The 14,547-nt window shown below is 53.6% G+C and carries 11 protein-coding genes; 10 read left to right on the plus strand and 1 reads right to left on the minus strand.

Annotated elements, in window-relative coordinates; all coding sequences use genetic code 11:
* Positions 1-10: 10 nt before the first annotated feature.
* The gene (nhaA, locus tag F3J37_RS14390; protein ID WP_034826111.1) at positions 11-1,189 is read left to right on the plus strand and encodes a Na+/H+ antiporter NhaA; all 1,179 of its coding nucleotides are present in this window, start codon (positions 11-13) and stop codon (positions 1,187-1,189) included.
* Positions 1,190-1,223: 34 nt separating this feature from the next.
* Entirely contained in the window at positions 1,224-2,126 is a 903-nt protein-coding gene (nhaR, locus tag F3J37_RS14395; RefSeq protein WP_058959366.1) for a transcriptional activator NhaR, read from the plus strand.
* Positions 2,127-2,178: 52 nt separating this feature from the next.
* Here the strand turns inward: nhaR and rpsT are convergent, their stop codons facing one another.
* Positions 2,179-2,442 carry a 30S ribosomal protein S20 gene (rpsT, locus tag F3J37_RS14400; RefSeq protein WP_034826107.1) on the minus strand — a complete coding sequence of 88 codons (264 nt, stop codon included), beginning with the start codon at positions 2,440-2,442 and terminating at the stop codon, positions 2,179-2,181.
* 318 nt (positions 2,443-2,760) lie between these two features.
* Here rpsT and ribF point away from each other — a divergent pair, with 318 nt between their 5' ends.
* The 8 genes from ribF (at position 2,761) to carB (ending at position 14,353) form a co-directional block, all read left to right on the plus strand.
* A complete protein-coding gene (gene ribF, locus F3J37_RS14405) occupies positions 2,761-3,699 on the plus strand; it encodes a bifunctional riboflavin kinase/FAD synthetase (RefSeq protein WP_034826105.1) in 939 nt (312 codons plus the stop codon).
* A 27-nt stretch (positions 3,700-3,726) separates the two neighbouring features.
* Positions 3,727-6,546: an isoleucine--tRNA ligase gene (gene ileS, locus F3J37_RS14410; protein ID WP_166934015.1), complete on the plus strand. Its 2,820-nt coding sequence runs from the start codon at positions 3,727-3,729 to the stop codon at positions 6,544-6,546.
* On the plus strand, positions 6,546-7,049 hold the full coding sequence (lspA, locus tag F3J37_RS14415) for a signal peptidase II (protein WP_038649144.1): 504 nt from the start codon (positions 6,546-6,548) through the stop codon (positions 7,047-7,049). Before ileS ends, lspA begins: the two co-directional genes overlap by 1 nt.
* Before the next feature lie 3 nt (positions 7,050-7,052).
* Positions 7,053-7,523, plus strand: a complete 471-nt coding sequence (gene fkpB / locus F3J37_RS14420) for an FKBP-type peptidyl-prolyl cis-trans isomerase (RefSeq protein ID WP_160869768.1) — start codon at positions 7,053-7,055, stop codon at positions 7,521-7,523.
* Positions 7,504-8,457: a 4-hydroxy-3-methylbut-2-enyl diphosphate reductase gene (gene ispH / locus F3J37_RS14425; RefSeq protein WP_034826097.1), complete on the plus strand. Its 954-nt coding sequence runs from the start codon at positions 7,504-7,506 to the stop codon at positions 8,455-8,457. Before fkpB ends, ispH begins: the two co-directional genes overlap by 20 nt.
* A 222-nt stretch (positions 8,458-8,679) precedes the next feature.
* On the plus strand, positions 8,680-9,495 hold the full coding sequence (dapB, locus tag F3J37_RS14430) for a 4-hydroxy-tetrahydrodipicolinate reductase (RefSeq protein WP_166934017.1): 816 nt from the start codon (positions 8,680-8,682) through the stop codon (positions 9,493-9,495).
* A gap of 471 nt (positions 9,496-9,966) precedes the next feature.
* On the plus strand, positions 9,967-11,115 hold the full coding sequence (carA, locus tag F3J37_RS14435) for a glutamine-hydrolyzing carbamoyl-phosphate synthase small subunit (protein WP_058959360.1): 1,149 nt from the start codon (positions 9,967-9,969) through the stop codon (positions 11,113-11,115).
* A gap of 13 nt (positions 11,116-11,128) precedes the next feature.
* Positions 11,129-14,353, plus strand: a complete 3,225-nt coding sequence (gene carB / locus F3J37_RS14440) for a carbamoyl-phosphate synthase large subunit (RefSeq protein WP_166934018.1) — start codon at positions 11,129-11,131, stop codon at positions 14,351-14,353.
* Positions 14,354-14,547 lie beyond the last annotated feature (194 nt).

A 14,547-nucleotide genomic window follows, 5' to 3' on the forward strand; every position in this document is an offset into this window, starting at 1 on the left:
AGGAGGAGTTGTGAACAAACCCCGTAGTATTCGAAGCTTACTGAAGAGCTTTATCGCGAGTGATGCCAGCAACGGCATCGTGCTTATTCTTGCCGCTGTTGCGGCAATGATCCTCGCCAACAGTGCAGAAACCGCGCAAGGTTATCAATCGTTCCTCGCTGAGCCGGTGCAAATTCGTTTTGGCGCACTGGATATCAGCAAAAACCTGTTGCTGTGGATCAACGATGCGTTGATGGCGTTGTTCTTCTTGTTAATCGGCCTTGAAGTGAAGCGTGAGCTGATGATTGGTGAATTAGCCAGTCGCGACCGTGCCATCTTCCCGGTGATAGCCGCGCTCGGTGGTATGGTGGTTCCAGGGCTGATCTTCTTTGGTTTCAATCATGCTGATGAAATCGCTCGCAACGGCTGGGCGATCCCAACTGCCACTGACATTGCCTTTGCTTTAGGTGTGCTGGCACTGCTCGGCAGCCGCGTACCTGCCGCACTGAAAGTGTTCCTGATGGCACTGGCGATTATTGATGATCTCGGCGCTATCGTGATCATCGCGCTATTCTATACCAGCGATCTCTCGGTGCTGTCGCTGAGCGTCGCAGCTGGCGCTATCGTATTGCTGGCGATATTGAACCGCTGCGGTGTGCGTAACATTGCGATTTACATGCTGGTGGGCGTGGTGCTGTGGACCGCTGTGCTTAAATCCGGCGTGCATGCCACGCTGGCAGGGGTGATCGTGGGCTTCTTCGTGCCGCTGGAAGAGAAGGATGGCCATTCGCCTGCAGAACACTTGGCACACGGTTTGATGCCCTGGGTAAACTGGCTGATTCTGCCGCTGTTCGCTTTCGCTAACGCCGGTATCTCTTTAAGTGGCATTACCTTTGGCGACGTGCTGTCACCGGAGCCACTGGGCATTATCCTCGGCCTGTTGATCGGTAAACCGCTGGGCATTACGTTGTTCTGCTGGCTGGCAGTGAAGTGGCGACTGGCGGTGTTGCCGAACGGCACCGCAATACGCGATATCATGGCGATCGGTGTGCTGTGCGGCATTGGCTTTACCATGTCGATCTTCATTAGCTCACTGGCCTTTGACGCCGCACATGAGCAGCTGGTGACCTTCTCTAAACTCGGTATCCTCAGTGGCTCGCTGCTGTCGGCAGTGATCGGTTACACGCTGTTGCGTATCAAACTGCGATAAACAGGTAAGGAGGCGCAAGCCTCCTTTTTTTATAATGAATCAGCTCAATTTCAATCATCTCTATTATTTCTGGCAGGTGTGCAAAACCGGCTCCGTGGTACGCGCCGCTGATGTCCTGTGCCTGACGCCCCAAACGGTGACGGGTCAGATTAAAGCACTGGAAGAGCAATTGGGTGGCGCGCTGTTTCGTCGCCAGGGACGGGGTTTAGTGCCTAATGAACTTGGACAACTGGTGTTTCGCTACGCCGATCGCATGTTCATGCTCAGCCAGGAAATGCTGGATATCGTTAACTATCGCAAAGAGTCGCATCTGTTGTTCGACGTGGGTGTGGCGGATGCATTATCGAAGCCACTGGTGAGCAAAGTGCTGGAAGCGGCCGTGGTGTCGGAGGAGAAAATTCATCTGCGCTGTTTCGAGTCAACGCACGAGATGTTGCTGGAGCAACTGAGCCAGCACAAGCTCGACATGATTGTCTCGGATTGCCCAATCGACTCCACTCAGCAGGAAGGGTTGTTCTCCGTGAAACTCGGCGAATGCCCAGTCAGTTTCTGGTGCAATGCCCCGCTGCCCGATCGTCCTTTCCCGGCATGTTTAGAGCAGCGTCGCCTGCTCATTCCCGGGCGTCGCTCGATGCTCGGCCGCAAATTGCTGAACTGGATTCACAGCCAGGGGTTGCAGGTGGATATTCTGGGCGAGTTTGATGATGCGGCTTTGATGAAGGCCTTTGGTGCGCAGAACAATGCGATTTTTGTCGCGCCGACACTCTATGGCGCTGAGATTTATCGCGATGATACGATCCGTGAAATAGGGCGTCTGGAGGCGGTCATGGAGGAGTATCACGTGATCTTTGCCGAGCGTATGATTCAACATCCGGCGGTGCAGCGCATCTGCAATCGTGATTTCAGCGCACTCTTTAATGCTAAATCGCAGGCATAAAAAAACCGGCTAAGCGCCGGTTCTTTCGACAAAGCGATAACCTAACAGGCGATTAAGCCAGTTTGGTGATCTGTGCAGCCAGGTTTGCTTTATGGCGTGCAGCTTTGTTTTTGTGGATCAGACCTTTAGCAGCCTGACGGTCCACGATTGGTTGCATTTCGTTGAATGCGTTCTGCGCAGCAGCTTTGTCGCCTGTTGCGATAGCCGCGTATACTTTCTTGATGAAAGTACGCATCATTGAACGGTTGCTTGCGTTATGCTTGCGACGTTTCTCAGATGTTACGGCGCGTTTCTTAGCTGATTTGATATTAGCCAAGGTCCAACTCCCAAATGTGATCTATATGGACAAATCAAAGGCCGAGGACTATGCCTTTTGCGCCTTCTTTTGTCAATGGATTTGTGCAAATAAGCGTCGTTTTAGCAACGGCGCTTGATTACGTAATTGATGGCGCAGGATTCTACCAGCAACACGTCGCTGAATACAGTATTTCGCATTAAAAATCTTCATTACCTGCCTGAGCAATGGGTTGCGTGCGCATTAAGCCGTACCATACGCAGGAAAGGCACGCAGACGGGTTAACCTGAAGGCCATTCAAGGGTATAATCCGCCGATTTCCACCGGTTTGAGTCAGCCATGAAGTTTATCCGCGGTATTTATAATCTGAAAGAGCAGCATCGCGGCTGCGTCCTGACCATTGGCAATTTTGACGGCGTACATCGCGGCCACCAGGCATTGATGGCGGAGTTGATTGCTGAAGGACGTCAACGCAATCTGCCGGTGGTGGTGATGCTGTTTGAACCGCAACCACTTGAATTGTTTGCCGGTGACAAAGCCCCGGCACGCCTGACGCGTTTGCGCGAGAAGCTGAAGTATCTCGAGCAGGCGGGTGTTGATGCGGTGCTCTGCGTCCGCTTTGATCGCCGTTTTGCGGCGCACTCCGCACAAAGTTTTATCGCTGAACTGCTGGTCGATAAACTCAACGTGAAGTTTCTCGCAGTGGGTGATGATTTCCGCTTTGGCGCTGGTCGCCAGGGAGATTTCCTGTTATTACAGAAAGCCGGTGTCGAGTATGGCTTCGACGTCATCAGCACCCAGACCTATTGTGATGGCGGTGCGCGTATCAGTAGCACGGCGGTACGTCAGGCACTGGCACAGGATGATTTTGCGCAGGCGGAAGCGCTGCTGGGCCATCCATTCAGCATTTCAGGGCGCGTGGTGCACGGTGATGCACTGGGGCGCACCATTGGTTTCCCCACCGCTAACATTCCATTACGCCGCACAGTAACGCCGGTGAAAGGGGTGTTTGCGGTAGAAGTGTTAGGCCTGGGCGACAAGCCCATCGCTGGCGTGGCCAACATTGGCACACGTCCGACGGTAAAAGGTCTGCGTCAGCAGCTTGAAGTTCACCTGCTTGACACACATATGAATCTTTATGGCCACCACATTGAGGTGGTGCTGAAACAGAAGATTCGCGACGAACAGCGTTTCGCTTCGCTGGACGCGTTGAAAGAACAAATTGCGAAAGATGTGGTGACGGCCCGCCAATTTTTTGGGCTTAACGCACCGGCTTAATGACCGAAATACGGAACCGAGAATCTGATGAGTGACTATAAATCTACCCTGAATTTGCCGGAAACGGGGTTCCCGATGCGTGGCGATCTGGCCAAACGCGAACCGGGAATGCTGCAACGTTGGACTGATGACAACCTGTACGGCATCATCCGCGAAGCCAAAAAAGGGAAAAAAACCTTTATTTTGCATGATGGCCCTCCTTACGCGAACGGCAGCATTCATATTGGTCACTCCGTTAACAAGATTCTGAAAGACATTATCGTTAAGTCGAAAGGCATGGCGGGCTATGACTCGCCGTATGTGCCGGGTTGGGACTGCCATGGTTTGCCTATCGAGCACAAAGTTGAGCAGATGATCGGTAAGCCAGGCGAGAAAGTCTCCGCCGCGGAATTCCGTGCCGCCTGCCGCAACTACGCTGCTGAACAGGTTGAAGGCCAGAAGAAAGACTTCATCCGTCTCGGCGTGCTGGGCGACTGGGATCGTCCCTACCTGACCATGGACTTCAAAACCGAAGCCAACATCATTCGTGCGCTGAGTAAAATCATTGGCAACGGCCACCTGCACAAAGGCGCGAAGCCGGTGCACTGGTGCATGGATTGCCGCTCGGCGCTGGCTGAAGCGGAAGTCGAGTACTACGACAAAACCTCCCCATCTATCGACGTGATGTTTAACGCCGTCGATGCCGATGCGGTGCGCGCGAAGTTTGGCGTTGCGGCCTCTGAAGGCCCGGTTTCTCTGGTGATCTGGACCACTACCCCGTGGACCATGCCGGCCAACCGCGGTATCTCACTGCATCCTGAGTTCGAATACCAGTTGCTGCAAATCGAAGGCCGCAGCTTGATCCTCGCCAAAGAGATGGTTGAGGGTGTGATGAAGCGCGCGGGCATCACTGAGTGGAAAGTACTGGGCGAATGCAACGGTTCAGCACTTGAGCTGCAGCTGTTCCAGCACCCGTTCCTTGAGCAGATCCAGTCAAAAGTCGTATTGGGTGAGCACGTTACGCTGGAGGCGGGTACCGGTGCAGTGCATACCGCACCTGGCCACGGTCCAGATGACTATGTGATCGGCCAGAAATACGGTCTGGAAACCGCTAACCCGGTCGGCCCGGATGGCGCGTACCTGCCAGGTACCTATCCCACGCTGGATGGTGTAAACGTGTTTAAAGCCAACGACATGATCGTTGAGCTGCTGAAAGAGAAAGGCGCGCTGCTGCACGTAGAGAAACTGCTGCACAGCTATCCACACTGCTGGCGTCACAAAACCCCGATCATCTTCCGTGCCACCCCGCAGTGGTTCATCAGCATGGATCAGAAGGGCCTGCGTGCGCAGTCGCTGAAAGAGATCAAAGGCGTGCAGTGGATCCCTGACTGGGGCCAGGCGCGTATCGAAGCGATGGTGGCGAACCGTCCAGATTGGTGTATCTCGCGTCAGCGTACGTGGGGCGTGCCAATGGCGCTATTCGTACATAAAGAGACCGAGCAGCTGCACCCGGATACACTGGAGCTGATGGAAAAAGTCGCGAAGTGCGTAGAGCAGGATGGCATTCAGGCATGGTGGGATCTCGATCCGCGCGATTTGATGGGCGACGACGCTGACCACTACGTCAAAGTGCCGGATACCCTGGATGTGTGGTTCGATTCAGGATCAACCAGCTATTCCGTAGTGGATGCGCGCCCAGAATTTGGCGGCCATGCGCCGGATATGTATCTGGAAGGTTCAGATCAGCATCGTGGCTGGTTCATGTCTTCGCTGATGATCTCGACGGCGATGAAAGGCAAAGCGCCTTACCGTCAGGTACTGACGCACGGTTTCACCGTGGACGGTCAGGGCCGCAAAATGTCGAAATCCATCGGTAACACCGTGGCTCCGCAGGATGTGATGGACAAACTGGGTGCGGATATCTTGCGTCTGTGGGTCGCCTCAACGGATTACTCCGGTGAAATGGCGGTGTCCGATGAGATCCTGAAACGTGCAGCGGACAGCTATCGCCGTATCCGTAACACCGCGCGTTTCCTGCTGGCTAACCTCGCGGGCTTCAACCCGGCGACCGATTGCGTGAAACCCGAAGAGATGGTGGTGGTAGATCGCTGGGCGGTTGGCCGTGCGCTGGCTGCACAGCAGGACATCGTCCAGTCTTACGAGAACTACGATTTCCATGAAGTGGTGCAGCGTCTGATGCACTTCTGCTCCATCGAAATGGGCTCGTTCTATCTTGATGTGATTAAAGATCGTCAGTACACCGCGAAAGGTGACAGCCTGGCGCGTCGCAGTTGCCAGACCGCGCTGTGGCACATTGTTGAAGCACTGGTGCGCTGGATGGCGCCAATCATGTCCTTCACTGCTGATGAAATCTGGGGCTACCTGCCGGGTGAACGTGCTAAATACGTATTCACCGAAGAGTGGTATGAAGGCCTGTTTGGTCTGGCAGATAACGAAGCACTGAACGACGCTTATTGGGATGAGCTGCTGAAAGTGCGCGGCGAAGTCAACAAAGTGATCGAGCAGGCGCGCAGCGATAAACGTATCGGTGGCGCACTGGAAGCCACAGTAACGCTTTACGCGGATGCTGAACTGGCCGCTAAACTGCAGGCGCTGGGCGATGAGTTGCGTTTTGTCCTGCTGACTTCCGGCGCGACGGTGGCGGATTACGCCACTGCCAGCGATGAAGCGCAGCAGAGCGAAGTACTGAAAGGTCTGAAAATCGCATTACATAAAGCAGAAGGCGAGAAATGTCCGCGTTGCTGGCATTACACTACTGACGTTGGCCAGAATCCGGAGCATGCTGCGGTCTGTGGACGTTGTTACACCAACGTAGCCGGCAACGGTGAAGTGCGGAAATTTGCCTGATGAGTAAACTCTGCTCTACCGGATTGCGCTGGTTGTGGCTGGTGCTGGTGGTGATCGTGGTCGATTTCGCCAGCAAGCAGTGGATCATGAATAACATGATGCTGCATGAAACTCAGCCGCTGATACCGTTCCTGAATCTGTTCTACGCGCACAACTATGGCGCGGCGTTCAGCTTCCTGGCGGACAAAGGCGGTTGGCAGCGCTGGTTCTTTGCCGGCATTGCGATTGCTATCGTTGTGGCGCTGGTGGTGATGATGTATCGCAACCGCGCCAGTAATAAATTAACCAATATTGCTTATGCGCTGATTATCGGCGGGGCATTGGGTAACCTGTTTGATCGTGCTTATCACGGCTTCGTGGTCGATTTCATCGACTTCTATGTTGGAGACTGGCACTTCGCCACCTTTAATATCGCTGACTGCGGAATCTGCATCGGCGCGGCGTTGGTGGTGTTAGAAGGTTTTCTCACCCCGAAAGATAAACAGGTAAAAGAGAAAGGGTAACAGATGACCGACTTCGTACAGCGCGATAGCGCGTTGCTGGTGCATTTCACGCTGAAGCTGGAAGATGGCTCAACAGCGGAATCAACACGCGCCAACGGCAAACCAGCGCTGTTCCGTCTGGGAGATGGCAGCTTGTCTGGTGCATTGGAACAGGAACTGTTAGGACGTAAAGTCGGCGATAAGCATGCCTTTACGCTGGCACCGGAAGATGCCTTTGGTGGCACCAGTCCGGACCTGGTTCAGTACTTTTCGCGCCGTGACTTTAAAGATGCTGGCGAACCGGAAGTCGGTTCCATCATGCTGTTCAGCGGCAGAGGTGGTAGCGAGATGCCGGGTGTGATCCGTGAAATTTCCGGTGACTCGATCACCGTTGATTTTAACCATCCGTTGGCCGGCCAGCGCATTCAGTTTGAAATTGAAGTGCTGGAGATTGATCCGGTGCTGGAGGCCAGCGATGCAAATCCTGTTAGCTAACCCTCGCGGTTTCTGTGCAGGCGTGGATCGCGCCATTAGCATCGTGGAGCGCGCGCTGGAGATGTACGGTGCACCGATCTACGTGCGTCACGAAGTGGTACATAACCGCTACGTGGTGAGCAGCTTGCGCGATCGGGGAGCGATCTTCATTGAAGAGATCAGCGAAGTGCCGGACGATGCCATCCTGATCTTCTCTGCTCACGGCGTTTCTCAGGCGGTGCGGGCGGAAGCGAAAGCGCGCAATCTCACGATGCTGTTTGACGCCACTTGTCCGCTGGTGACCAAGGTACATATGGAAGTGGCGCGCGCCAGCCGTAAAGGTGTGGAAGCCATTCTGATTGGTCATGCCGGACACCCTGAAGTGGAAGGCACCATGGGGCAGTACAACAACCCCAACGGTGGCATGTATTTGGTGGAGTCACCGGAAGATGTGTTCAAGCTGAGCGTTAAGGACGAAGGCAATCTGTGCTTCATGACGCAGACAACTTTATCGGTTGATGATACATCAGATGTGATTGATGCACTGCGTCAGCGCTTCCCGGCAATTATTGGCCCACGCAAAGATGATATCTGTTACGCCACGACTAACCGCCAGGAAGCCGTGCGTGTTCTGGCGCGTGATGCGGAAGTGGTGCTGGTGGTGGGCTCGAAAAACTCCTCTAACTCCAACCGTCTGGCCGAACTGGCACAGCGTGCGGGGAAACTGGCGAAGCTGATCGATTCAGCGGATGACATTCAGGAAGAGTGGGTTAAAGGCAAGCAGATCATCGGTGTGACGGCGGGTGCCTCGGCACCGGATATTCTGGTGCAGCAGGTGATTCAGCGCTTGAAAGAGTATGGCGGCGAAGCCGCGATTGAGCTGATTGGCCGTGAAGAGAACATTGTGTTTGAAGTGCCGAAAGAGTTGCGTGTCGAAGTGCGCAACGTCCAGTAAGCGTTTGCTATCGAAACAGAATCAGGCCGACATCGTTCGGCCTTTTCTTTATCTGTCGTCGCCAAATAGACCACTTCCAGCAGGTGGGATTGCTTTTACTGATAATGTTTGGCGGCTGGCATAAAATTCTTATTATCCCTTTTTTATTGTGGCGTGACGGTTATCTGACCGTTAACCTGTTTACGCTTTGCATGCATAGATTTGTATCAGGAATGAATAATTATGAGTGATATCCGCATTGCTATCGTTGGTGCGCCAGGCCGCATGGGACGCAATTTAATTCAGGCTGTGCACCAAGCGGAAGGTGTCGCGTTAGGCGCAGCACTGGCACGTAGCGGTTCTTCACTGCTGGGCGCTGACGCAGGTGAACTGGCTGGTATCGGTAAAACCGGTATTACCGTTACCGATGATTTGCTGAAAGTGGTCAATGATTTTGATGTGCTGATCGACTTTACTCGGCCGGAAGGTACGCTGGAATACCTGGCATTCTGTCGCAAGCATAAAAAGGCGATGGTGATTGGCACCACCGGCTTTGATGAGGCAGGTAAAGAAGCGATTCGCGCCGCTGCCGAAGAAATTGGCATTGTGTTTGCCGCTAACTTTAGTGTTGGTGTGAACCTGGTGCTGAATCTGCTGCAGCAAGCAGCCAAAGTGATGGGTGACTATGCTGATATTGAAATCGTGGAAGCGCACCATCGTCATAAAGTTGATGCACCATCAGGTACAGCGTTAGCGATGGGCGAAGCGATTGCCGATGCGATGAACTGGAAATTGGACGAGCACGCGGTTTACGCACGCGAAGGCCATACCGGCGAGCGTCAAGCACAGACCATCGGCTTTGCTACCGTACGCGCTGGCGATATTGTTGGTGAACATACCGCGATGTTTGCTGATATTGGTGAGCGTGTAGAGATTACCCATAAAGCTTCCAGCCGCATGACCTTTGCTAATGGCGCAGTTAAGGCGGCAAGTTGGTTGAAGAACAAGAAATCTGGCCTCTATGATATGCGGGATGTGCTGGATTTATCGATGTTGTGAGTGTTGTGAACCATCGTGATGTGGTTATTTCAATCGGTAAGATGATGATTGAATAGGGCAATGTGATCATTGCCCTTTATTTTACTTATTAAAATGATGGCTTAATTGTATTTTTGTCTTTTGATGGCTATTTTTCAATGTTTAGTTCTATCAGGAGGTCAGTAAGATGCGATTTTTGACCATTTGGTCAAAAATTTATGCGCGGTAGCACGTGTTTGCGATTATTGCCGCTTAGCAACCGTTTATTTTCCTCACTTATCTCACTCTTTTATCGCCTTTCTCGCTTTTTAACATTCAACAGCCTTAAAAATACAAAAAAATAGCCACTCAGGGTAGACAAGCTGAAGGTCGATCATTAGAATGCGCGCAATTTGCCAAAATTCGAGCATTCAGGCGGATTTTGCATTGATTCGGGCATGTATTTTGAATTAATATGCAAATATTGTGACTGTTTATTCCCTGGAGGATGTTTTGATTAAGTCAGCGCTCTTGGTTCTGGAAGACGGAACCCAATTCCACGGTCGGGCCATCGGGGCAACGGGGTCGGCAGTGGGGGAAGTCGTTTTCAACACGTCAATGACTGGTTATCAAGAAATCCTCACTGATCCTTCCTATTCCCGCCAAATCGTTACCCTCACTTATCCCCATATCGGCAATGTTGGCGTTAACGCCGCCGATGAAGAATCCAGCCAAATCCATGCTCAAGGCCTCGTTATTCGCGACCTGCCGCTGATCACCAGCAACTTCCGTAGTGAAGAAAGCCTGTCAGCTTACTTGCAGCGCAATAACATTGTCGGCATCGCCGATATCGACACGCGCAAACTGACCCGTTTGCTGCGCGAGAAGGGCGCTCAGAGCGGCTGCATTATCGCGGGTGATAATCCGGATGCGGCACTGGCGCTGCAAAAAGCGCAGGCCTTCCCGGGCTTGAAAGGCATGGACCTGGCGAAAGAAGTGACCACGGCGGAAACTTACGCGTGGCAGCAGGGTAGCTGGACACTGGAAGGGGATTTGCCTGAGCAGAAAACGGCTGCAGAGCTGCCATTCCACGTTGTCGCCTATGACTTCGGCGCTAAGCGCAACATCCTGCGAATGCTGGTGGATCGCGGTTGCCGTTTGACGGTTGTCCCGGCAAAGACCAGCGCAGAAGAGGTGCTGGCACTCAATCCAGACGGCATTTTCCTGTCGAACGGTCCTGGTGACCCGGAGCCTTGCGATTACGCCATCAACGCCATTCAGGCCTTCCTGAAAACTGATATTCCGGTGTTTGGTATTTGCCTCGGCCATCAGCTGCTGGCGCTGGCAAGCGGTGCAAAAACCGTGAAGATGAAACTTGGTCACCACGGCGGCAACCACCCGGTTAAAGATCTCGACAACAATGTGGTGATGATTACCGCGCAGAACCACGGTTTCGCGGTTGATGACAGCCAGCTGCCAGCGAATCTGCGTGTCACGCATGTGTCGCTGTTCGACCAGACGGTGCAAGGTATTCACCGCACAGATAAACCGGCCTTCAGCTTCCAGGGACACCCTGAAGCGAGCCCAGGCCCGCACGATGCGGCGCCGCTGTTCGATCACTTTATCGAACTGATCGAAGCTTACCGTTCTAACGCGAAGTAATCAGGAGCCCACGATGCCAAAACGTACAGACATAAAATCCATCCTGATCCTTGGCGCTGGCCCGATCGTTATCGGCCAGGCATGTGAATTTGACTACTCCGGTGCGCAGGCGTGTAAAGCGCTGCGTGAAGAGGGTTACCGCGTCATTCTGGTGAACTCCAACCCGGCGACCATCATGACTGACCCAGAAATGGCCGATGCGACTTACATCGAGCCGATTCACTGGGAAGTGGTGCGCAAGATTATCGAAAAAGAGCGTCCGGATGCGGTGCTGCCGACCATGGGTGGCCAGACTGCACTGAACTGTGCGCTGGAGCTGGAGCGTCAGGGTGTGCTGGCTGAGTTCGGCGTCACCATGATCGGTGCGACCGCGGATGCCATCGATAAAGCTGAAGACCGCCGCCGTTTCGATGTGGCGATGAAAAGCATCGGCCTCGGCACCGCGCGTTCCGGTATCGCGCACACCATGGAGGAAGCGCTGGCGGTGGCCGAAGACGTTGGCTTCCCGTGCATCATTCGTCCTTCCTTTACTATGGGCGGCACCGGTGGCGGTATCGCTTACAACCGTGAAGAGTTCGAAGAGATTTGTGAACGTGGTCTCGACCTGTCACCGACCAATGAGCTGCTGATTGATGAGTCGCTGATTGGCTGGAAAGAGTACGAGATGGAAGTGGTGCGTGATAAAAACGACAACTGCATCATCGTCTGCTCGATCGAAAACTTCGATGCGATGGGTATCCACACCGGTGACTCCATCACCGTGGCACCGGCGCAAACCCTGACGGATAAAGAATACCAAATCATGCGTAACGCCTCGCTGGCGGTACTGCGTGAAATCGGCGTGGAAACCGGCGGTTCTAACGTGCAGTTCTCGGTTAACCCAAAAGACGGCCGTCTTGTGGTTATCGAAATGAACCCGCGCGTGTCGCGCTCGTCGGCGCTGGCTTCCAAAGCGACCGGTTTCCCGATTGCAAAAGTCGCCGCGAAACTGGCGGTGGGCTTCACTCTCGATGAGCTGATGAATGACATCACCGGCGGTCGTACGCCGGCGTCGTTTGAGCCGTCAATCGACTACGTTGTGACCAAGATTCCTCGCTTCAACTTCGAGAAGTTCGCTGGTGCCAATGACCGCCTGACCACGCAGATGAAATCTGTGGGTGAAGTGATGGCGATTGGCCGCACCTTCCAGGAATCAATGCAGAAAGCGCTGCGCGGTCTGGAAGTGGGGGCAAACGGCTTCGACCCGAAAGTGGATCTGGATGATGCCGAAGCCCTGACCCGCATCCGCCGTGAGCTGAAAGATGCCGGTTCTGACCGTATCTGGTACATCGCGGATGCGTTCCGTGCCGGCATGTCGGTGGATGGCGTGTTCAACCTGACTAACATTGACCGCTGGTTCCTGGTGCAAATCGAAGAGCTGGTACGTCTGGAAGAGCAGGTTGCGCGTGAAGGTGTCAACTCACTGAATGCTGATTTCCTGCGTGCACTGAAGCGCAAAGGCTTTGCTGACGTGCGTCTGGCAAACCTGGCGGGCGTGGCAGAGAGCGAAATTCGCAAACTGCGTCAGCAGTTCAACCTGCACCCAGTCTACAAACGCGTAGACACCTGTGCGGCAGAATTCTCCACCGATACCGCTTATATGTACTCCACTTATGAAGAAGAGTGCGAGGCCAATCCAAACCAGGATCGTGACAAAATCATGATTTTGGGCGGCGGTCCAAACCGTATCGGTCAGGGTATCGAGTTCGATTACTGCTGCGTACATGCGGCACTGGCGCTGCGCGACGACGGTTACGAAACCATTATGGTGAACTGTAACCCGGAAACCGTATCGACTGACTACGACACCTCCGACCGTTTGTACTTCGAGCCGGTGACGCTGGAAGACGTGCTGGAAATCGTGCGCATCGAGAAGCCTAAAGGCGTCATCGTGCAGTACGGCGGCCAGACCCCGCTTAAGCTGGCTCGCGCGCTGGAAGCAGCAGGTGTGCCCGTGATAGGTACCAGCCCAGATGCGATTGACCGTGCTGAAGACCGTGAACGTTTCCAGCAGGCGGTTGATCGCCTGAGCCTGAAGCAACCGGCTAACGCCACCGTGGCTACGCTGGAGCAAGCTGTTGAGAAAGCGGCAGGTATCGGTTATCCGTTGGTGGTACGTCCTTCCTATGTGCTGGGCGGTCGTGCGATGGAAATCGTTTATGATGAAATCGACCTGAAGCGTTACTTCCAGACCGCGGTTTCGGTTTCCAATGATGCACCGGTTCTGCTGGACCGCTTCCTGGATGATGCAGTGGAAGTCGACGTGGATGCGATTTGCGACGGTGAACGTGTGCTGATTGGCGGCATCATGGAGCACATCGAACAAGCCGGCGTTCACTCAGGTGACTCCGCTTGTTCACTGCCGGCTTATACGCTGAGCACTGAAATCCAGAACGTGATGCGTCAACAGGTCGAGAAACTGGCTTTCGAGCTGAACGTACGCGGTTTGATGAACGTGCAGTTTGCAGTGAAGGACAACGAGGTTTACCTGATTGAGGTGAACCCACGTGCGGCGCGTACCGTGCCATTCGTGTCTAAAGCGACCGGCATACCTTTAGCGAAAGTGGCTGCGCGCGTGATGGCAGGTAAAACCCTGGCTGAGCAGGGCGTCACGAAAGAAATCATTCCACCGTATTATTCGGTGAAAGAAGTGGTGCTACCGTTCAACAAGTTCCCGGGTGTTGACCCGATTCTTGGTCCAGAGATGCGTTCTACCGGGGAAGTGATGGGTGTCGGCCGTACCTTTGCGGAAGCGTTCGCCAAAGCGATGCTGGGTGCGCAGAGCAACATGAAGAAAACCGGTCGTGCGTTACTGTCTGTGCGCGAAGGCGATAAGAAACGTATCGTTGACCTGGCGGCGAAGCTGCAGAAGTTTGGCTTCGAGTTGGACGCCACACACGGCACCGCTGTGGTGCTGGGTGAAGCCGGTATCAACCCACGTCTGGTTAACAAGGTGCATGAAGGTCGTCCACACATTCAGGACCGTCTGAAGAATGGCGAATACACCTACATCGTCAATACCACCGCAGGTCGTCAGGCGATTGAAGATTCCAAACTGATTCGCCGCAGTGCACTGCAATATAAAGTGCATTATGACACCACGCTGAATGGTGGATTTGCTACCGCGATGGCGTTGAATGCAGATCCGACAGAGAAAGTGATTTCAGTGCAGGAAATGCATGCGCAAATCAAAGGTTAATCAATAAGTTGACCAACTGAAAACGGCTCCTTAGGGAGCCGTTTTTTTTCGCCTGTTTATCGTTGGTTGAATAAGGTTATGTGTGAAAAATATATTGATTTGACATAGTTTTTATCAGTTGATGCGATAACGGTTACACCTCGGATTATCCGCACAAAATTATAAATACGATCCCGGTAAGCGCACCGTACTAT

It is taken from the genome of Candidatus Pantoea communis (assembly GCF_011752685.1).
Classification (GTDB): Bacteria; Pseudomonadota; Gammaproteobacteria; order Enterobacterales; family Enterobacteriaceae; genus Pantoea; species Pantoea communis.